Annotated in this window: 16 protein-coding genes; 12 read left to right on the top strand and 4 right to left on the bottom strand. The window is 61.6% G+C overall.

Going from position 1 to position 18,449, the window contains the following annotated elements:
• Window positions 1–22: 22 nt before the first annotated feature.
• The 3 genes from ACS4RR_RS14935 (at window position 23) to ACS4RR_RS14925 (ending at window position 2,763) form a co-directional block, all read left to right on the top strand.
• On the top strand, window positions 23–1,096 hold the full coding sequence (locus ACS4RR_RS14935; RefSeq protein WP_456188968.1) for an ABC transporter ATP-binding protein: 1,074 nt from the start codon (window positions 23–25) through the stop codon (window positions 1,094–1,096).
• Between the two features lie 321 nt (window positions 1,097–1,417).
• Entirely contained in the window at window positions 1,418–2,176 is a 759-nt protein-coding gene (locus ACS4RR_RS14930; RefSeq protein ID WP_222383915.1) for an alpha/beta hydrolase family protein, read from the top strand.
• A gap of 86 nt (window positions 2,177–2,262) precedes the next feature.
• Window positions 2,263–2,763 carry a GFA family protein gene (locus tag ACS4RR_RS14925; protein ID WP_130688225.1) on the top strand — a complete coding sequence of 167 codons (501 nt, stop codon included), beginning with the start codon at window positions 2,263–2,265 and terminating at the stop codon, window positions 2,761–2,763.
• A 270-nt stretch (window positions 2,764–3,033) separates the two neighbouring features.
• Here the strand turns inward: ACS4RR_RS14925 and kdgD are convergent, their stop codons facing one another.
• The 3 genes from kdgD to ACS4RR_RS14910 all read right to left on the bottom strand — a co-directional run bounded on the left by kdgD (window position 3,034) and on the right by ACS4RR_RS14910 (window position 5,743).
• Entirely contained in the window at window positions 3,034–3,960 is a 927-nt protein-coding gene (gene kdgD / locus ACS4RR_RS14920) for a 5-dehydro-4-deoxyglucarate dehydratase (RefSeq protein WP_456188967.1), read from the bottom strand.
• Window positions 3,961–3,992: 32 nt separating this feature from the next.
• Window positions 3,993–4,967 (bottom strand): mannonate dehydratase, encoded by a 975-nt coding sequence (locus ACS4RR_RS14915; protein ID WP_260110799.1) that lies wholly within the window; start codon window positions 4,965–4,967, stop codon window positions 3,993–3,995.
• A gap of 65 nt (window positions 4,968–5,032) precedes the next feature.
• On the bottom strand, window positions 5,033–5,743 hold the full coding sequence (locus ACS4RR_RS14910; protein WP_260110800.1) for a FadR/GntR family transcriptional regulator: 711 nt from the start codon (window positions 5,741–5,743) through the stop codon (window positions 5,033–5,035).
• 134 nt (window positions 5,744–5,877) lie between these two features.
• On the opposite strand from ACS4RR_RS14910, the gene ACS4RR_RS14905 reads away from it, so the two are divergent.
• From ACS4RR_RS14905 to ACS4RR_RS14885, 5 genes are read left to right on the top strand one after another with little or no spacing between them, the layout of a single operon-like run.
• The gene (locus tag ACS4RR_RS14905) at window positions 5,878–7,473 is read left to right on the top strand and encodes an ABC transporter substrate-binding protein (protein WP_260110801.1); all 1,596 of its coding nucleotides are present in this window, start codon (window positions 5,878–5,880) and stop codon (window positions 7,471–7,473) included.
• A 20-nt stretch (window positions 7,474–7,493) separates the two neighbouring features.
• On the top strand, window positions 7,494–8,522 hold the full coding sequence (locus ACS4RR_RS14900; protein WP_260110802.1) for an ABC transporter permease: 1,029 nt from the start codon (window positions 7,494–7,496) through the stop codon (window positions 8,520–8,522).
• Complete coding sequence (locus ACS4RR_RS14895) at window positions 8,519–9,421, top strand: ABC transporter permease (RefSeq protein ID WP_170258059.1); 903 nt, start codon at window positions 8,519–8,521, stop codon at window positions 9,419–9,421. The genes ACS4RR_RS14900 and ACS4RR_RS14895 overlap by 4 nt, the downstream gene beginning before the upstream one ends.
• A complete protein-coding gene (locus ACS4RR_RS14890) occupies window positions 9,408–10,253 on the top strand; it encodes an ABC transporter ATP-binding protein (protein WP_260110803.1) in 846 nt (281 codons plus the stop codon). Before ACS4RR_RS14895 ends, ACS4RR_RS14890 begins: the two co-directional genes overlap by 14 nt.
• Window positions 10,250–10,993 carry an ABC transporter ATP-binding protein gene (locus ACS4RR_RS14885; protein ID WP_017964236.1) on the top strand — a complete coding sequence of 248 codons (744 nt, stop codon included), beginning with the start codon at window positions 10,250–10,252 and terminating at the stop codon, window positions 10,991–10,993. Before ACS4RR_RS14890 ends, ACS4RR_RS14885 begins: the two co-directional genes overlap by 4 nt.
• Before the next feature lie 270 nt (window positions 10,994–11,263).
• Here ACS4RR_RS14885 and ACS4RR_RS14880 read toward each other — a convergent pair whose 3' ends face one another.
• Window positions 11,264–12,319 (bottom strand): LacI family DNA-binding transcriptional regulator, encoded by a 1,056-nt coding sequence (locus ACS4RR_RS14880; protein WP_260110804.1) that lies wholly within the window; start codon window positions 12,317–12,319, stop codon window positions 11,264–11,266.
• A gap of 186 nt (window positions 12,320–12,505) precedes the next feature.
• Here ACS4RR_RS14880 and ACS4RR_RS14875 point away from each other — a divergent pair, with 186 nt between their 5' ends.
• The 4 genes from ACS4RR_RS14875 to ACS4RR_RS14860 all read left to right on the top strand — a co-directional run bounded on the left by ACS4RR_RS14875 (window position 12,506) and on the right by ACS4RR_RS14860 (window position 18,448).
• A complete protein-coding gene (locus tag ACS4RR_RS14875; RefSeq protein ID WP_456188966.1) occupies window positions 12,506–15,028 on the top strand; it encodes a hypothetical protein in 2,523 nt (840 codons plus the stop codon).
• Between the two features lie 65 nt (window positions 15,029–15,093).
• The gene (locus tag ACS4RR_RS14870; protein ID WP_260110806.1) at window positions 15,094–16,353 is read left to right on the top strand and encodes an ABC transporter substrate-binding protein; all 1,260 of its coding nucleotides are present in this window, start codon (window positions 15,094–15,096) and stop codon (window positions 16,351–16,353) included.
• 11 nt (window positions 16,354–16,364) lie between these two features.
• Complete coding sequence (locus ACS4RR_RS14865; protein ID WP_017964240.1) at window positions 16,365–17,402, top strand: carbohydrate ABC transporter permease; 1,038 nt, start codon at window positions 16,365–16,367, stop codon at window positions 17,400–17,402.
• The gene (locus ACS4RR_RS14860) at window positions 17,399–18,448 is read left to right on the top strand and encodes a carbohydrate ABC transporter permease (RefSeq protein WP_017964241.1); all 1,050 of its coding nucleotides are present in this window, start codon (window positions 17,399–17,401) and stop codon (window positions 18,446–18,448) included. The genes ACS4RR_RS14865 and ACS4RR_RS14860 overlap by 4 nt, the downstream gene beginning before the upstream one ends.
• Window position 18,449 lies beyond the last annotated feature (1 nt).

Below are 18,449 nucleotides of genomic sequence, written 5' to 3'. Positions count from 1 at the left end.
GCCGAACCGTTGGAGTGCAATCATGGCATCCGTTGAACTCACCGATATCAGCAAGACCTATGGCGCCGTCGACGTTATTCACGGCATCTCGCTTCATATTGAGGATGGCGAATTCGTCGCCCTCGTCGGGCCGTCCGGTTGCGGAAAATCGACACTGCTCAGAATGATCGCCGGCCTTGGGGAGATCACCGATGGTGAGATCGCCATCGGCGGCAAGGTCGTCAACGCCATGACGCCGCGGGAACGCAACATCGCCATGGTCTTCCAATCCTACGCGCTCTATCCGCACATGACGGTGGCGGAAAACATGGGCTTCAATCTGAAGCTCGCCGGCGTTGCCAAACCGCAGATCGAAGCCCGGGTGGCCGAAGCCGCCCGCATGCTGGATCTCGGCAATCTGCTCGACCGCAAGCCGGCCCAGCTCTCCGGCGGCCAGCGCCAGCGCGTCGCCATGGGCCGTGCCGTCGTGCGCAATCCCGCCGTCTTCCTGTTCGACGAGCCGCTGTCCAACCTCGATGCCAAGCTGCGCGTACAGATGCGCTCGGAAATCAAGACGCTGCACCAGAAGGTCAGGACGACCTCGATCTATGTCACCCACGACCAGATCGAAGCGATGACGCTTGCGGACCGCATCGTCGTGCTCAATCAGGGCAGGGTGGAGCAAGAGGGAACACCGCTCGAACTCTACAGGAAACCCGCCAATCTCTTCGTCGCCGCCTTCATCGGATCGCCGGCGATGAACATGCTCGAAGGCACGGTCGACGGCGAAAATGGTGAACCCGCCGCCCGCCTCGGGGACGGTACGGCAATCCGCATCGCGCCCGACCGCAAGGTCAAGGCCGGCCAGGCCATCACCATCGGCCTGCGCCCCGAACATCTCGTTCCCGGTGTTGCCGCCGGCACGGCGCTTGCCGGCCGGACGATGCTGGTGGAACCGACAGGCGCCCAGACCCATGTCGTCTTCGACCTCGCCGGACAGCAGGTGACCGCCATCGTCGACGGCGAATACCCCGCCCGTTACGGCGCCGTCTTCGAGGCAAGCATCACCAGCGATCAGGTGCACGTCTTCGACCGCGGTACTGGTGTGGCGCTTTAGGCACAAGAACCGCTAGGGCATGCGAATCCTCGGTCCAGGAGATCGTCGACACCAGTCCCTCATCCGGTTTGCTGCCACCTTTGCCGTGGGTGATCGCGACCATTTCTGGGATGAACAAATCCGATGGTTTCGCGCATACAGGTGATGCCGATAGGGCCGCCGGGGGAATCGGCCGCGTTGCTCCCTACTGGGGCCAATGAATAGGGCGGATAGCCAGCACCTACCTGCTCAAAAGACCGAAACAGCCGCCGCCGCCGGACGTTGCCAATGCCACAAGTTGCACTATTGTCTGTCCGGCACGCGAAAACCTGATGGTGGTTAATGCCGGTAGTAACTCGACATCTCATTGACCGGGGGGACGGAGCCACGGTCGAGCTTTTTCAAGCTCAAGCCGCAAGCGAAACGCCCGCAGGAGCAATCCTATTTGTCCACGGCAATCAGGGTGGCCGTCTGCTTGGAGGGATAGAGACGGTCAACAGCGGCGCGTTGCTTCGGTTCTGTTCTGGTTTGAATATTACTGCTGCGGCAGTCTCGCAGCCCGGTTTTGGGGCGTCAGATGGCCCTTCAGATTTCTGCGGTCCCAAAACCCAGCAAGCGATCATAGCTGCTCTCGCCTTCCTGCGGGACCAGCCTTCCGTCGATCCTAACCGAATTGTTCTCTGTGGAAACAGTCGTGGTGCCGTTGCATCGGCAATGGTCGCCACCCAGGTTTCTGATCTGCGAGCAGTCATTCTATCCAGCGGCGTCTACGATCTTGAAGTCGCTTATCACGAGAGTTCAGACGGTTTGCGGTGGGCTATCGAGAAAGAGGCGGGCCTATCGAGAGAGGCCTTTCTGGCTCGCTCTGCTTTGCATTGTGCGCCCGAAGTTCGGTCTGAGACGCTATTGCTGCATGGAAAGCATGACGACCGTGCTCCGGTTGCCCATGCCGAACTCTTCTCAAAAGCTCTGTCCAATGCCGGAGTCCTGGCGACGCTTCACGTCTTTGAGTGTGGACATCAAATTCCGAGGAACCACATGCAGGCAGCTCTCAGGCCCTTCCTGCAAAGGGTGTTCAATCCCGTCGTGACGTACCACTAAGGCCGCAAGACAGCTTCGGGCAGCGGGAAAGTGACGAAAACCTAAAAGAGGTAAGCCCAAACCCGCCTCTTGAAGGAGGAGAAAAAATGAAACGCATCGAGATGGAGGTGAGCGGCGGCTGCCAGTGTGGTGCCGTGCGCTACCACGCAACCGCTATGCTTGACAATTCGCATCTCTGCCATTGCCGCATGTGCCAGAAAGCCTCGGGCAACATCTTTGCCGCGCTCGTCGCCGCGCCCGATGATGCGCTCAGCTGGACACGCGGCAAGCCAAGCATCTGGAAGAGTTCGGAGATTGTCGAGCGCGGCTTCTGCGCCAATTGCGGCACGCCATTGTTCTTCCACCACCTCGAAAACGGTCGCACCAACCTGATGATCGGTTCGCTTGACGATCCGCACGCCTTCGCGCCGCTTGCCAGTACCTGCACCGAGAACATGGTGGCATGGTTCGATACGATCACGGGCATAGAAAATACCGGTGCGACCGAAAACAACGGCGCCGACTGGGCCGCGGCGATCAAGGAGAGCAACAACCAGCACCCCGATCATGATACCGCCTCATGGGCGGTGAGGGGGCGTGATGGCTGAGTCCTGATCCGGCGGTCGCCAGTGCGGCGCTGTCCCTTGCCGCTATTTCGAAAGGCCCTCGTGCCGGAAACCAACGACAGCGGCAACAGCTTACTTTCAAGATTATGCACGCAGGGCGCCTAAAGATTTGCTCTTTAGCTATTTCGGGCCTCGACGCAGCCCGTCAGTTCCGGCCCTGTAGCGGTCGTCCATCCGAGCCGAGCCGATGTCCGTTGTTGGTGCGAACGGGACAGCCGCCGGGCCATCCCGGCGGCCGATTGCCGCGATATATTATTCCGCCGCGACACGTGTGACGCCGTTGGCCTGGATGATCTTTTCCAGCAGCGCCAGTTCTTCCTGGGTAAGATCCGTCAAAGGCGGGCGCACGGGGCCGGGATTCTGCCCGAGGACGCGAAGGCCGGCCTTGATGATCGAGACGGCATATCCCTTCTTGCGGTTGCGCAAGGCGACGAAGGGGAAGAAGAAGCCTTTGAGGATCTCATCGACGGTTGCCTGATCGCCGGTGCGTAGGGCACCGTAAAAGCGCTGGGCAAGCGCGGGCACGAAGTTGAACACGGCCGATGAATAGGTCGTCACGCCGGCGGCAAAATAGGCCTGGGCATAAACCTCATGGGTCGGCATGCCGCCGACATAGACGAGACGATCGCCAAGCAGGGTGGTGATCTCGATCACCTTGTCGACATCGCCGACGCCGTCCTTGAAGCCGATCAGGTTCGGGCATTCCTCCGCCAGGCGCGCGATGCTGTCGGCGGTCAGGACGGCGTTGTCGCGGTTATAGACGATGACGCCGATGCCGACCGATTGGCAGACCGCCTTGACGTGGGCGATGAGACCCGCCTGCTCGGCAAACATCAGATAGGGCGGCAGCAGCAGCAGCCCGTCCGCGCCGGCCTTCTCGGCCGCGACTGCGATCTCGATGGCGAGCGAGGTGCCGTAGCCGGTTCCCGAAATGATCGGCGTCTTGCCCGCCGACGCCTTGGCCGCCCGGATCACCTGCGGAATCTCGGCAGGATTAAGCGAGAAGAATTCACCGGTGCCGCCGGCGGCAAACAGTGCAGCAGCGTCATAACCGGAAAGCCACTCGACATGACGGCGGTACTTCGCTTCGTCAAATTTCAGTTGGTCGTCGAAATGCGTAATGGGGAACGACAGGAGACCACTACCGACGGCCTTCTTCAATTCAATCGGGTTCATCATGAAGTCCTATTCTTGACGTGTTGAAAACCGGCTCACTCGCTGTCGAGCACTTGCAGAAGTGCGGCGATATAGCCGTAGCAGAAGGCAAATGCGGTGGCGGTTGGATCCTTGCCGCTGACGGTCGGCACATGGTCGGGCATCAGCATGTATTTGAAGCCCACCTCCTTGTAGATCCTGGCGGAGCGGACCATGTCCATGTCGCCTTCTTCAGGGAAGGTCTCCATGAAGGACAGCTTGCCGCCGCGAATATTGCGGAAGTGAACATTGAAGATCTTGCCGCGCTGGCCGAACCAGCGGATGACATCGTCGATTTCCTTGCCGGGATTTTCCAGCATCTCGCCGATCGAACCCTGGCAGAAATTGAGGCCGTGATACGGGTTTTCACGCATCAGCACGAATTTCTTCAGACCTTCCACCGTACCCAGCACCCGCGTGACGCCGCGATAACCCGGCGGCGTATAAGGATCGTGCGGATGGCAGGCGAGCCGGACGCGGTTGCTTGCAGCGACAGGAACGACGCGTTCCAGGAAATAGTCGATCCGCTCCCAGTTTTCGTCCTCGGAAAGCACGCCGGCAAGGCCGGGCTCGGCCTGCTGATCCGTCTTGTCCCAGCGGAAGCTGGCATTCAGCGATCCGCCGCGTCCCGGTTCATCCGGCGTGCGGGGAATGCCGATCAGGTTGAGATTGTACTTCACCGCAGGAATGCCGGCGGCTGCGACATTCTCGATCAGCTTGCAGACGGCGTCGATCTGTCTGTCGCGCTCGGGGCCGGCAAGCAGGATATCGGGATAGGAAGCCTTCTCGATTGGCTGCGAGGGCAGCGGCAACTGGATCATGTCGAGAATCAGGCCGAAGCTTTCGACCTTGTCGCGATGCTGTTCGAGATCGGAGAGCGTCCAACTGCTCGGCTTTCCCGGCGGGTCGGCGTTGATATGCTTCACACCCAGTTGCGCGAAGATACGATAGTCGTCGTCATCCCGCGCTGCGACCTGTGTTCCCAGATACATTTGAGTCTCTTTCGAAATTATCCAACGTCATATGACATAATATGAATTTTGAAGGGTGTCGAGCCCTATTGCTGCTCCGCGAGCATGCGGTAGCGGCGCTGGCTGGCCAGCATATGGGCGCGCATCGCCTGGCGGGCGCGTTCGGGATCCTGATCGGCGATTGCCGAGAGGATTTCGACATGTTCGGCATAAACCTTCTGAAGATAGTCGCGGTCATTGGCTTCCGGCAGCGTCGGAAATTGGCCGCGGGGGATAGCTCTGGGGCCGAAATGGCGTAGGACATCGACATAGAATCGGTTGTTCGTAGCGGCGGCAATCGCCATGTGGAAGGCGTAATCCGCTTCCACCGTTTGCTGTCCGGTTTCGATCAGGTTCGCCATTCTGCGGTTGGCGTCGCGGATTGTCGCCTCTTGCTCGGCGGTGCGGCGATAGGCGGCGATCGCCGCCGCTTCACCCTCGGCGGCCATGCGAAACTCCAGCAATTCCAGGGTTTCCGGAATGCTTTTGATTTCCACCGGCGTCAGCGACAGGACCGAATGCGCCTTCGGATCCGCGACAAAGACGCCTTTGCCCTGGATCGGCTTGACGAAGCCTGCCGATCTCAGATCGGCAATGGCCTCGCGCACCACGGTGCGGCTGACGCCGAATGTCGCTTCAAGCTGCGGCTCGGTCGGCAGCTGGTCGCCGACGCGCAGCTTTCCCGTCTCGATTTGCGCCCGCAGCTGATCGATAACCTGTTGCGCCAGTCTTTGCCGGCCACGGCTGAGTGTCGTCATTTCGGCTCCCCCAATCCCCTCGGACCAAGTCTCTGCCGCCCGGGTCTTGTCAATCTTATCGGACTTCGTTAAATCATAATACGACATACGGGCGACATAATATGTTTCCTATAGTAATCCAGGGAGGAGTGACAATGAAGCATTTTTCTAAGAGCTTGTTCGTCGGTGCCGTCATCGGCGCCCTGACGATCGCTGCACCGCAAATGCAGGCCGCCACGCCGCAAGACCAGCTGGTGGTCGGCACTTCGCTGGCGCAGGTTCTGTCGCTTGATCCGCAGCAGGCGACCGAAGGCAAGGCGGTCGAGATCATGTCGAATCTGTACGATCGGCTGGTCGCCAGCACGGCTGATGGCAAGATCCTTCCGCAGCTGGCGGAAAGCTGGAAGATCGACGACAAGGGCATCACCTTTACGCTGCGCAAGGCCAATTTCGCCTCCGGCAACCCGGTCACCTCGACGGATGTCGTCTACTCGCTGGCGCGGCTCCTGAAGATGGACCAGGCCGCCGCCGCCAACCTTAAGCGCGTCGGCTACGACAAGGACAATGTCGAAAAGCTCGTCAAGGCCGTCGACGATCAGACGGTGCGGATCGATCTCTCCGACCAGGTGACGGCAGAGCTTCTGCTCTACCGGCTGACAACGACGACCACCAGCGTGGTCGACAGCGTCGAGGTCGAGAGCCACGCCGTCGACAACGACTACGGAAACGCCTGGATGCGAACGCATTCTGCCGGCTCCGGTCCGTTCACCCTCAATCGCTGGTCTCCGAACGAACTGGTGATCCTCGACGCCAACAAGGATTATGTGACCGGCGCGCCAAAAATGCGTCGCGTCATCGTCCGGCATGTGCCCGAAAGCCAGGTCGAGCGGCTGATGCTCGAGCGCGGCGATATCGATATTGCCAGCGCCTTGACCGCATCGGATCTCGCGACCTTCCAGAGCAAGAAGGGATTTGCCATCCAGCGTATTCCGACGGGCGGCTTCTACGTGCTGTCGATGAATGCCGGCAACAAATACCTCGCCAATCCGAAGGTTCGCGAAGCCATCGCCTACGGCATCGACTACAAGGGCATCGAAAAGACCATCATGGGCCCTTACGGCCGGGCGAGAAACGTTCCCGTTCCGGAGAATTTCGACTACGCCATCCCCAACCCCGATTGGCATCTCGATGTCGAAAAGTCCAAGCAGCTGCTGAGCGAGGCAGGCTTCAAGGACGGCTTTTCGCTGACGCTGAAGACCATCGCGCAAACGCCGCGCATCGATCTGGCTACCGCCATCCAGGCATCGCTGGCCCAGATCGGCATCAAGGTCGACATCCAGCAGGGCAACGGTTCGGAAATCATCGCCGCCCATCGCGCCAGGGATTTCGATCTGCTGATTCCGCAGACCAGCGCCTACATGCCGAACGTGCTCGGCTCGATGGAGCAGTTTTCCTCCAATCCCGACAACTCGAAGGAAGCCAACAATGCCGGCAATTTTGTCTGGCGCTCGGCCTGGGACATCCCGGAACTCACGGCCCTGACGGCCAAAGCATCGATGGAGCCGGACGCCAAGAAGCGTGGCGAACTCTATGTTCAGATGCAGAAGATGTTCGTCGAACAGAAGCCCGCGGTGCTTCCGCTCTTCGAGCGCTTTGAGCCGATCGTCCTCAACGGCAAGGTCGAGGGATATGTGGGGCATCCGTCTCAGCTGACGCGTCTCGAGAACGTGACCAAGGTCGAAACCCAGTAATACTCCCAGGACAGCCGATCATGAAGGAACTCTCCGTAGCCGAATTTGGCCGACGCCTGGCGCATTTGCTGGTCAGCCTGTTCATCCTCTTATGTGTGACCTTCGTGATCGGCCGCGTCTTGCCCACCGATCCGGTCGGCGCAATCGTCGGCGAGCTCGCCGATCCCGCTGCCTATGCGGCGATGCGGGCGCGCCTGGGGCTCGATCTGCCGATCTACCAGCAGTTTTTCCTCTACTTGAACGGCTTGGCGCATGGCGATTTCGGCACGGCCGTCCTCACCGGCAATCCCGTCTCTTCGGACCTTGCCCAGGCGTTTCCGGCAACATTCGAACTGGCGACGTTGGCGGTGATCATTTCGACCTTCGTCGGTGTCCCGCTCGGGCTGGTCGCAGCACTCTTTCGCGACAGCTTCATCGACAAGACGGCCCGCGTTGTCGCGCTCGTCGGTCATTCGATCCCGGTTTTCTGGTTCGGCATCGTCGGGCTCGTCATCTTCTACGCCGGCCTCAATTGGGTCGGTGGGCCGGGTAGGATCGATGTCTTTTACGAAGGCCTCGTCATGCCGCAAACCGGGCTGTTGTTGATCGACAGCCTGCTGCAGGGCGAGACGGAAATCTTCTGGAATGCGCTCGGCCATATCATTCTGCCAGCCGTCATCCTTGCCTATGCGGCGATGGCCTACATCACCCGCATGACGCGCAGCTTCACCCTGGAGCAGTTGAGCCAGGATTATGTCATCGCGGCCCGAGCCAAGGGTGTGAGCCCGCTCGGCACGATCTGGCGCCATGTGCTACCGAACATTGCGGTGCAGCTGATCACCATTCTCGCCATTTCCTATGGCGGTCTGCTCGAAGGCGCTGTCGTGACCGAGATCGTTTTCTCCTGGCCGGGCATTGGCCAGTACATGACCAATGCGCTGATGATCGGCGATATGAACGCCATCGTCGCCGGCACCATCATTGTGGGATTTATCTTCATGTTGTTGAACTTCCTGGCCGACGTCGCTTACGCCGTCTTTGATCCGCGCATGCGGGAGGCGGTGCGATGAGCGACGTTATCCGCAGCGAAATTCAGATCCGCCCTCCAAGTGTGTCGACCCGTATCGCGGCGTCGTTTGCGCGCGCCGGCCGCAAATTGGCGGCCGAGCCGCTTGGTCTTGGAGGGTTTGTCATCCTCGGTCTGCTTTGCTTGATCGCGATCTTCGCGCCGCTGCTGGCGCCTTACGATCCGGCGATACAGGCGCTTGGCGATGCGTTGCAGCCGCCGAGCCTCGCGCACTTGGCAGGCACGGACGAATTCGGCCGCGACATCTTGAGCCGGCTCATCTTCGGCACGCGCATCACCATCCAGACCGTGCTGTCGATCTCGTTGATCGTTGGGCCGATCGGCCTGTTGATCGGCGTTGTCGCCGGCTTCTTCGGCGGGCGCACCGATGCGCTGCTGATGCGCGCCACCGATATCGTCCTGTCGTTCCCGTCACTGATCCTGGCTCTGGCTTTTGCTGCGGCACTCGGTGCGGGCTTGACCACCGCAATCATCGCGATCTCGCTGACCGCATGGCCGCCGATTGCCAGACTCGCGCGCGCCGAGGCGCTTGTCGTCAGAAACGCCGATTATGTGGTCGCCGCCCGCCTTTATGGCGCCTCGCCGATGCGCATTCTTCTCCTCTATATCGCCCCGATGTGCGTCCCGTCCGTCATCGTTCGCCTGACGCTCAACATGGCGGGTATCATTCTGACGGCCGCTTCGCTTGGCTTTCTCGGGCTTGGCGCCCAGCCGCCGGCGCCGGAATGGGGCGCGATGATCTCCAGCGGCCGCAAGTTCATGCTCGATTATTGGTGGGTTGCCGTGATGCCGGGTATCGCCATCCTCCTCACCAGCCTTGCCTTCAACATCGCCGGAGATGCTCTGCGCGACATTCTGGATCCTCGCCATGCAAGATCGTGATCTGCAGCCCGTTCTTTCCGTCGAAGGTTTGAGCGTCCGTTTCGGCCGAGGCGCCGTGCCCGCCGTCTCCAATGTCAGTTTCGACGTCGGGCGCGAACGTGTCGGGATTGTCGGAGAATCCGGTTCCGGCAAATCGACGACCGGTCGCGCCATCATGCGCCTTCTGCCGCCGGCTGCAGTGGTCTCGGCCGAGCGTCTGGATCTCGCCGGCAGTTCGTTGCTTGCAAAGAGCGAGCGTCAGATGGGAGCGCTTCGCGGCAAGGACATCGCGCTGATCATGCAGGATCCGCGCTATTCGCTGAATCCGGTGCTCTCGATCGGTAAGCAGATCGCCGAAGCCGCCCGCCTTCACCTCGGTCTTCACAAGAAACAGGCGCATGAGGCTGCCCGCGCCATGCTGGAGCGCGTGCGCATCAGCGATCCGGATCGGGTCATGGCGCTTTATCCGCATCAGATCTCGGGCGGCATGGGCCAGCGCGTGATGATCGCCATGATGCTGCTGGCGCGGCCGAAGCTTGTCATCGCCGACGAGCCGACCTCGGCGCTTGATGTCAGCGTCCGCAAGGACGTGCTGCTGTTGCTCGATGAACTGGTCCGCGAGAACAATTCCGGGCTGCTGTTGATCAGCCATGACATACGCATGGTGGCAGCCTTTTGCGAGCGCATCATCGTCATGTATGCCGGCCGGATCGTGGAAACGCTGACCAGTCTCGAGGACGCCAGTCATCCCTATACCCGTGGGTTGATCGCTGCGCTGCCCGACCCAAGGAATCCGGCTCGCCGGCTCGCGGTCCTCGACAGGACGAAACTCGATCTGGAGATGGCGCAATGATCAATGTGCGTGACCTCGATGTCGTCTTTGCCTCCGGCAAATCAAGCAACCATGTCGTCAGGGGCATCACTTTTCAGGTTGGCCAGGGGGAGACCCTTGGCATTGTCGGTGAATCCGGATGCGGCAAATCGACGGTGCTGCGTTGCCTTGCCGGCATGGAGGCCGGTTGGACCGGTCACATCGAGCTTGGCGGCAAACCGATCGGCAAGAAGCGCTCCCGCGAGGAGCTGAAATTCGCGCAGATGGTGTTTCAGGACCCTTACGGATCCCTGCATCCGCGCCATCGTATCGGCACCGCCCTGGCGGAACCGCTGCGCGCCATGGGCCATTCCGAGATCTGGTCCAAGGTCGAAAAGGCATTGATCCAGGTCGGTTTGCCGGCGAGCTTCGCAAACCGTTTTCCGCACGAGCTTTCCGGCGGTCAGCGGCAGAGGGTGGCAATCGCCCGGGCTCTCATCCTGTCGCCGCCCATCCTGTTGCTCGACGAGCCGACCTCGGCGCTCGATGTCTCGGTCCAGGCCGAAATCCTCAACCTGCTGGCCGATCAACGCGAGGAAAAGGGCCTGACCTATCTGCTTGTCAGCCACGACCTCGCAGTCATCGCCCATATGTGCGACCGGGTGCTGATCATGAAGAACGGTTGCTTTGTGGATGAGCTCACTAAAGCGGATCTGCAGGCCGGCACCACGCATGATGCCTATGCGCGCGAACTGTTCGAAGCGAGCTTTATCGAGGCTTGATATCCTCGATCGCGGTGGCGTGGAATTGCCCGGTTTGCGCTAATGGTTGCCCCTCACCCTAACCTTAGCGGGGTCGAGCCACTGGTCTCGACCCGTCCTGCGGACCCCCGTAAAAACGGGGCGAGGGGACGTGCCCTGCGAGAGCGAGGAGGGAGCGGAGAGGTCGCGGCATGGTCCCTTCGCCCCGTTTACGGGGAGAAGGTGGCGGCAGCCGGATGAGGGGCTGCCATCGACAATCTCCAGAGCAGACTATCCTCCGGCATAGAATCCTCAGCGCTCTTCCGTCACGGCACCGACATGCCTGACCGCCGCGACGCTGCCCCTTTCGACGAGATGGCAGGCAAGCTCGACCCGCCGCCGTGGGGCCGCAAGGCCGAGCATCATGTCGCGCAGCAGATCGAGCGCGGTGGCGCCGAGTTCGCGCATCGGAATATGCACCGTCGAGAGCGGCGGATTGAGAAAGGCCGACTGTGGCAGGTCGTCTATGCCCATCACCGAGATGTCCTGCGGCACGGCATAACCCATCGCCTGCAGTCCGCGCACCGCGCCGTTGGCCAGACTGTCGCCAGCCGTCAGGATGGCGGTGAAGGAGAGGCCTTTCTCGCGGATAAGACGGGTGACCGCTTCGGCGCCGAGTTCCGGCAACCAGTCTTCAACCTCGAGCACCAGATCGGCATCGGCGGCCAGCCCATGATGCTGCAGGGCATCGCGCCAGCCTTCGAGGCGCCGCTCGATCGTCCGCCGTCCCGGCCTCAGCATGAACAGGATGCGTTCATGCCCGGCCTTGATCAGCCGCTCGGCGGCGATGAAGGCGGCCGAGCGATTGCAGGGCGTCACACTCGAAAGCCGCATATAGGGATCGTCGCTGTTGACCAGCACGACGGGCTTTCCGAGATCAGCGGCCGCCGCCAGCATCTCCTCTTCGTCGACGGTCAGGATCAGCATGCCGCCGAAGCTGGGATCATCCCGCATCTCGGCGAGGACGCGGACCTCATCCCCGTTGTCGGCGACCGGCCGTATCGCCAGTTCGACGCCGAGGACGGCGGCACGCGCGTTCAATCCTTCGAGCACATAGAGCGTGAACTGGTTGCGGACATAGTCGATCATCGCCGCGCCGGAGGCGACGAGCATGACCTTCTTGCCGGCAACGCTCGCCGGCAGCGCGTAGCTGACGGCGCTTGCCGTTTCCAGCACCAGCTTGCGGATCTCCGGCCTGACGCCCTTTTCGCCGGCCAGCGCACGAGACACCGTGCTGATCGAGACGCCGCATCTGGCCGCAATGTCGTCGAGGCGTGTCCGCCTGCCTTTTTTCTCTTCCGCCGCCATGTCGTCTCCTCGCTCCCAGCTACTATGCAAAAATCTTTCAGATTGCGCAAATGGAATGCCTATGCACAATTGTCCTTGAGGAGTCCGCGACAAGCGGCAGAGCAGGGAGGCTTTGAAATGTGGCAAGACGGCCAGTCCAAGCGTCGGTGTTTTACCCGGCGTCCCAAGGCTTGAGCGGGCTGAAATATGACCGCTGAGCAGCAATCCCATCTCCGCCGTTCAACGGCGAAGGCCAGCCCGATCGTCTACTGGCAGCTCGCCCATCTGTGGCAGCAGCGCTACGACGTCGCCGATCGTCCGATGGAAGGCAGCATGGATCCGTTCTTCTTCGTCACCAAGACGAAGAATTTCATCCCGCATGAATATCCCTGCCGCACCGAATTCAAAAAATCCTTCTCCGGCCGACGGCCGCAGCCGGCTGCCGAATTCGAGGCCGTCCGCTGGTGGCTTCCTTTTGCCTCCCCGCGCGTCGATCTTTCCGGCTTCTGGTTTCGCCCGACACGCATCGGCTGCTGGGCGCGCACCTTCCTCGATGCCCGCTCGGCGGGGTCTGCCACGCTTCGCCTGTCGACCTGCGGCGGCGCGATCCTCTTCGTCAATGGCCGCGAGCAGGGCTTCATGGCGCCTTATGCGCGCAATCTCGAAGCCCAGCAGCTCTTCGAGGTCGATCTGGTCGCCGGCCTCAACGAGATCCGCGTCTATTTCGACGATCTCGCCGAGCGCGACGCCCGTTTCTATTTCCAGCTGGATTATGTCGAAGGGCCGGAAGTTGAAACTGCCCTGCCTGTTCCCGTTGCCGCCGGTAATGCGGATGTGCTGGAGGCGATCCTCGAAGGCATGCGCTTCGACCGCACCGCCTATCTCGGCGAAGACGTGACGATCCTTTTCCCCGCGCCGCTGCCGGTGGCGCTAAGCAGCCATGTCGAGATCGAAGGCGACTTCATGTCGATCGAGCGCTTCGATTATGATTTCGAGCTGGAAGCGGGAGCAACGAAACTGACGCTCGGAACCTCGGCTGATATGCCCGCCGATTTCCGCCATTTCCGCATCACCTTCACAACAGGCGCGCTTTCGCTCAGTCGCACGCTCGGCGTCGAGATCTGTCATCCCGAGCGCCAGGGGGAGGCACCCGCCGCCCTTGAGGACCGCGTCGCCGAGGCGCTGGCCGAGGTTGCCGCCCATTCCGAACCCGATACGGTCTGTGCTTTCGCCCGTCTTGCGCTGGGGCAGGGCGGCGAGGAAACCGAGGCGATGATCTCGGCCATGCTGCCGGTCATCGAGGATTGTCACGACTGCGCCGATTTCGTGCTGGTGCCGCTGCTCTTTGCCTATACCCGCTGGAGCGATCTGCTATCACCGGCGCTGCGCGACAGGATCGAGCACGCCGTCCTCAATTACCGCTACTGGATGGATGAGCCCGGCAACGACGTTCAGTGGTATTTCTCGGAAAACCACGCGCTTCTCTTCCATACGGCCGCCTATCTCGGCGGCAGGTTGTTCCCCGATGCCGTCTTCGTCCGTTCCGGCCGCACCGGCGCCGAGCAGATGCGGGTCGGCGAAGAACGTGTCCGCGCCTGGCTCGATCACTTCGAGCGCTGGGAAATGGCCGAGTGGAATTCCGTTCCCTATTTCCCGATCGATCTCAAGGGGCTGACGGCGCTCGCCGCCTGCGCGTCGGATGAGACGATCCGCAACCGGGCAAGTTCCAGCATCGTCCGCCTGATGGAGATCGTTGCCCGCTCGGCCCATCACGGCATGCTGACCGGCAGCCAGGGCCGTTCCTACGAACATACGCTGCGCCCCGGCCGATCGGTCGAACTCTCCGCCATCGCCCGGCTGCTCTGGGGCCGCGGCTGGTACGGCCGGCGTGTCCACGCTTTGCCGCAGCTGGCCGTCTGCATTCGCGATCATGGCCTGCGTTTTCCAGAAGCGCTGGCCGAAATCGCCGCGCATCAGTCGGACGATGCGCAGGAATGGACCTTTTCCCAGGGCGAGAACCGTTTCGCCGCCCTCTACCACTATAAGACCCGCGACACCGCGCTCGGCACGATCGCCTATTATCGTCCCGGCGCCTGGGGCTACCAGGAGACGGTGCTGCATCTGCGTCTGGGAACCCGGCCGGAAGCGCAGATCTGGATTAATCATCCCGGCGAAACCATCCAGTTCGGGTATGGCCGGCCGAGCTTCTGGGGCGGCTGTGGAACACTGCCGCGCGTGCATCAGTATCGCGATCTGGCGATCCTCGATTTCGAGATCCATGAGGGCCAGCCGGATTTCACCCATGCCTGGTTCCCGCTCGAGGCTTTCGACGACACGGTGGTTGACGGCAATCTGGCGCTCGCTCGGTCGGGCGACGGCATTGCGATGCTGATCGGCAACGGCGCGCTGGAGCCGGTAAGGCAAGGGCCGACGACGGATATCGAGCTGCGGCTGTCCGGCCGCAAGGGCCGCTGGATCGTCCGTCTCTCCGATCTCGGGCGCGAGGCTGATCTTGACGGCATGCAGGCGCGTTTCGCCACGCTCTCGGCCCGCCGCGACGACGAGGGCGCCTTGATCGTTATCGATCCGGATTATGGCCCGGTCGTCTTCGAAGAGAACGGCACCGTGCGCGCCGAAGGCCGCATTCTTCGTCCGACGGACTGGCCGGTGCGGGGAGACGCGGTACATCTGAAGATACCGGGCAGGCAGCCTCGGCGCGCGGCCTCGTAGACGACGTGTCCGGCAGGTGGAGGACCGGCCGGACACAGGAATTCATCGGTCAAGAGGAGGAGAAAATGACCAGAATGAAATCGATCGGCGCGGCTTTTGCTGCAGTTCTCTTGAGTTCCGTTGCCGCCCATGCCGGCGACGTGCGCATCATGTGGTATTCCGACGGCGGCGAAGGCGAGGTGATCAAGGATCTGCTTTCGCGCTTCTCGAAGGCCAACCCCGACGTCAACGTCATCCTCGACGAAGTCTCCTACAATGTCGTCAAGGAACAGCTGCCGGTGCAGCTTGAAGCCAGGCAGGGGCCGGATATCGCCCGTGTCACCAACCTGAAGGCGCCGGCGCAGCACTGGCTCGATCTGCGCCCCTACCTCACCGACGCGAAATATTGGGACGATAATTTCGGCGCCCAAGCTGACTGGATGCGTCCCGATGGCTCAAATGCCATTACCGGCTTCATGACGCAGCTGACGCTGACCGGGGGCTTCGCCAACAAGACACTGTTCGAGCAGGCCGGCGTTGAAATTCCCGGTCCGAAGGCCACCTGGGACGACTGGGCGGCAGCAGCCAAGAAGGTCGCCGACAGCCAGAAGGTCTTCGCCATGGCGATCGACCGCTCCGGCCACCGCGTCTCCGGCCCGAACATCTCCTACGGCGCCAACTACATCGCCGCCGACGGCAAGCCCGCGCCGCTCGATCAGGGCGCCAAGGACTTCCTCAGCCGCTTCGTCAAGTGGAACGAGGAGGGCATCATCAACAAGGACGTCTGGGTGAGTGCTGCCGGCTCAACCTACCGCTCTGCTGCCGAGGACTTCATCAATGGTGGCCTCGCCTATCTTTATTCCGGCAGCTGGCAGGTTTCGGGCTTCGCCCAGAAGATCGGCGATAATTTCGACTGGGTCGTGACGGGAAGCCCCTGCGGCCCGGTGGCATGCTCCGGCATGCAGGGTGGTGCGGGTCTGGTGGCCGTCAAGTACACGAAGAACCCGAAAGATGTCGCCAAGGTGATGGATTACCTGGCAAGCGCCGATGTGCAGAAGGAATTTGCCGAGCGCAGCCTGTTCATCCCGGCGCACAAAGGCGTCGCCTCCGGCCAGCTGGACTTCAAGACCGACAATCCGCATGTGCAGGCGGCGCTGAAGGCCTTCGTCGAAGCGGCCGGCCAGACGGCGGCACCGGCCATGAAGCTGCCGGGCTGGAAGTGGTCGGATGCCTATTACAGCGCCATCGTCGCACGCATCAGCCAGGTGATCGCCGGTGAAATGAAGCTCGACGACGCCTATGCCCGCATCGACGAAGACATCAAGGCCAAGGTCGCCGGCAACTGACGGAAAAGCAGATGACGGCGAAGACGGTTTCTTCCGAACCACCGGTGAAAACCGGTCTACAGCAGGCACTCTCGGCGTCTGTCCGGCTTGTCATGGGGCTCATCGACATTCCCATGCGCGCCTGGCAGAAGCTGACGGGGCTGAATGGCATGGCGGGCGTCTTTTTGGCGCCCAACATGCTGATCTTTTCTGTTTTCGTGCTCTTGCCGCTGGTCATCAACTTCATCTATTCGACGACGGGCGGCAGCGCCATCTTCCTGCCGAACAGGACCTATGTCGGCGCCGACCAGTACCGCATTCTCTTCGATTGCCGTTCGTATCTCGATCCCTCGACCTGCGCGGCCGACACTTTCTGGGCGGCCGTGCGCAACACCGCCGTCTTCGTCGTTTTCCAGGTGACAGCGATGCTGATTGCGGCGCTCGCCACAGCTTTGATTCTCAACCGCGAGCTTTCCAATCGCGGCTTCTGGCGCGCCGTCTTCTTCTTCCCGGTGCTGCTGTCGCCCGTCGTCGTCGGCCTGATCTGGAAATGGATCCTGCAGCGCGAGGGCCTGTTGAACTATGCGTTGAGCCCCTTCGGCTTCGAACCCATCTCCTGGCTCAGCGATCGTTTCTGGGCCTTCTTCTTCGCCGTCTTCGTCTCGGTCTGGGCGCATATGGGTTTTTATGCGCTGATCCTGCTCGCCGGCCTGCAGGCAATCCCGCGGGACCTCTACGAAGCGGCGGCAATGGACAAGGCGAGCCCCACCCGCATCTTCCGGCGGATCACCCTGCCGCTGCTGATGCCGAACCTCATCGTCGTCCTGGTGCTGGCGCTGATCCGCGCCGTGCAGATCTTCGACGAGGTCTTCGTGTTGACCGGCGGCGGGCCGGGCACCAGCACCATGTACATCACCCAATATATCTACGAGACCGGCTTTGCGAGTTCGCTGCGCAATCCGGGACTGGCTTCTGCCGCCTCGATCCTGATGGGCATCGTGCTCGTCATCCTGACGCTGGTTCAGCTCGGCGTCAGTAGCCGCAACGAGAAGAAGGGAGCACGCCAATGAGCGCTGTCTCTGCATTTCTGCTCCGCCGCCGCGGCCGAGGCTGGCATTGGACCGATGTCGTCACCTGGATCTGGCTGGTCTCAGGCGTCTTCCTGATGTTCGGGCCCGCCGTTTGGCTGGTCTTCTCTTCCTTCAAGACGCCGGCCGCCCTTGCCGAGTTCCCGCCGTCCTTCCTGCCCTACGTCACCGAACAGGCGGTGGTGCCGGGCTACGACAAGCCGTTGCCGCTCTATAATGTCGCAATGCCGGATGGCAGCACGCGTGTGCTCGCCGAAGTGCGCCGCATCGGCATCATGGGGCAGATGGTCGATCCGAAACAGCCGGGTGAAATCGTCAAGGTCAATATCAAGGACCGCACGCCGGTCCGTGAGGTCGAATTCGCCGGCGGCAACTACACCGAACCTTTCCAGCGCTTCGATTTCTTCCTGTTCCTACGCAACTCCGTCTTCGTCACCGTCATGGCGACGGCGATTACGCTGCTCGTCAATTCCATGGCCGCCTTCGCGCTGTCGAAATACCAGTTCCCCGGCCGCACCGCCGTCATGCTGATGATCCTGGCAACGCTGATGGTGCCGCTCTCGGTCATCGTCGTACCGCTCTATTCCGTCATCGGCACGTTGAACCTCTTCGACAGCCTCTGGGGCGTCATCCTGCCGACCGTCGCCACCCCGACGGGCGTCTTCCTGCTCAGGCAATACATGCTGACGATCCCCGACGAATTGCTCGACGCTGCGCGCATGGACAAGGCCAGCGAATGGCAGATCTACTGGCGCATCATCCTGCCGCTGTCGGCGCCGGCTCTCGCCGTGCTGGCGATCTTCTCGGTGGTCTGGCGCTGGAACGACTTCCTCTGGCCGCTGATCGTGCTCTCGCGCAAGGAACTCTATACGCTGCAGGTCGGCCTCAACGTCTATGCCGGCGAACTCAATGTGCAATGGCACTATATCCTCGCCATGACCGTCGTCTCGATGATCCCGGTCGTGCTGATCTTCGTCTTCCTGCAGCGCTTCATCACCACGGGCATTGCCGGCTCGGGGCTCAAATAGG

The sequence above is a fragment of the Rhizobium zaerense genome (genome assembly GCF_051810725.1).
Taxonomy (GTDB): Bacteria; Pseudomonadota; Alphaproteobacteria; order Rhizobiales; family Rhizobiaceae; genus Rhizobium; species Rhizobium leguminosarum_I.
This window is presented reverse-complemented; position numbering and strand designations above follow the sequence as displayed.

What these genes read in the sequence shown, in the direction of transcription:
- ACS4RR_RS14935 (WP_456188968.1), top strand. Translation starts at nt 23, where the DNA reads ATGGCATCCGTTGAACTCACCGATATCAGCAAGACCTATGGCGCCGTC.
- ACS4RR_RS14930 (WP_222383915.1), top strand. Translation starts at nt 1,418, where the DNA reads ATGCCGGTAGTAACTCGACATCTCATTGACCGGGGGGACGGAGCCACG.
- ACS4RR_RS14925 (WP_130688225.1), top strand. Translation starts at nt 2,263, where the DNA reads ATGAAACGCATCGAGATGGAGGTGAGCGGCGGCTGCCAGTGTGGTGCC.
- kdgD (WP_456188967.1), bottom strand. Translation starts at nt 3,960, where the DNA reads ATGATGAACCCGATTGAATTGAAGAAGGCCGTCGGTAGTGGTCTCCTG.
- ACS4RR_RS14915 (WP_260110799.1), bottom strand. Translation starts at nt 4,967, where the DNA reads ATGTATCTGGGAACACAGGTCGCAGCGCGGGATGACGACGACTATCGT.
- ACS4RR_RS14910 (WP_260110800.1), bottom strand. Translation starts at nt 5,743, where the DNA reads ATGACGACACTCAGCCGTGGCCGGCAAAGACTGGCGCAACAGGTTATC.
- ACS4RR_RS14905 (WP_260110801.1), top strand. Translation starts at nt 5,878, where the DNA reads ATGAAGCATTTTTCTAAGAGCTTGTTCGTCGGTGCCGTCATCGGCGCC.
- ACS4RR_RS14900 (WP_260110802.1), top strand. Translation starts at nt 7,494, where the DNA reads ATGAAGGAACTCTCCGTAGCCGAATTTGGCCGACGCCTGGCGCATTTG.
- ACS4RR_RS14895 (WP_170258059.1), top strand. Translation starts at nt 8,519, where the DNA reads ATGAGCGACGTTATCCGCAGCGAAATTCAGATCCGCCCTCCAAGTGTG.
- ACS4RR_RS14890 (WP_260110803.1), top strand. Translation starts at nt 9,408, where the DNA reads ATGCAAGATCGTGATCTGCAGCCCGTTCTTTCCGTCGAAGGTTTGAGC.
- ACS4RR_RS14885 (WP_017964236.1), top strand. Translation starts at nt 10,250, where the DNA reads ATGATCAATGTGCGTGACCTCGATGTCGTCTTTGCCTCCGGCAAATCA.
- ACS4RR_RS14880 (WP_260110804.1), bottom strand. Translation starts at nt 12,319, where the DNA reads ATGGCGGCGGAAGAGAAAAAAGGCAGGCGGACACGCCTCGACGACATT.
- ACS4RR_RS14875 (WP_456188966.1), top strand. Translation starts at nt 12,506, where the DNA reads ATGACCGCTGAGCAGCAATCCCATCTCCGCCGTTCAACGGCGAAGGCC.
- ACS4RR_RS14870 (WP_260110806.1), top strand. Translation starts at nt 15,094, where the DNA reads ATGACCAGAATGAAATCGATCGGCGCGGCTTTTGCTGCAGTTCTCTTG.
- ACS4RR_RS14865 (WP_017964240.1), top strand. Translation starts at nt 16,365, where the DNA reads ATGACGGCGAAGACGGTTTCTTCCGAACCACCGGTGAAAACCGGTCTA.
- ACS4RR_RS14860 (WP_017964241.1), top strand. Translation starts at nt 17,399, where the DNA reads ATGAGCGCTGTCTCTGCATTTCTGCTCCGCCGCCGCGGCCGAGGCTGG.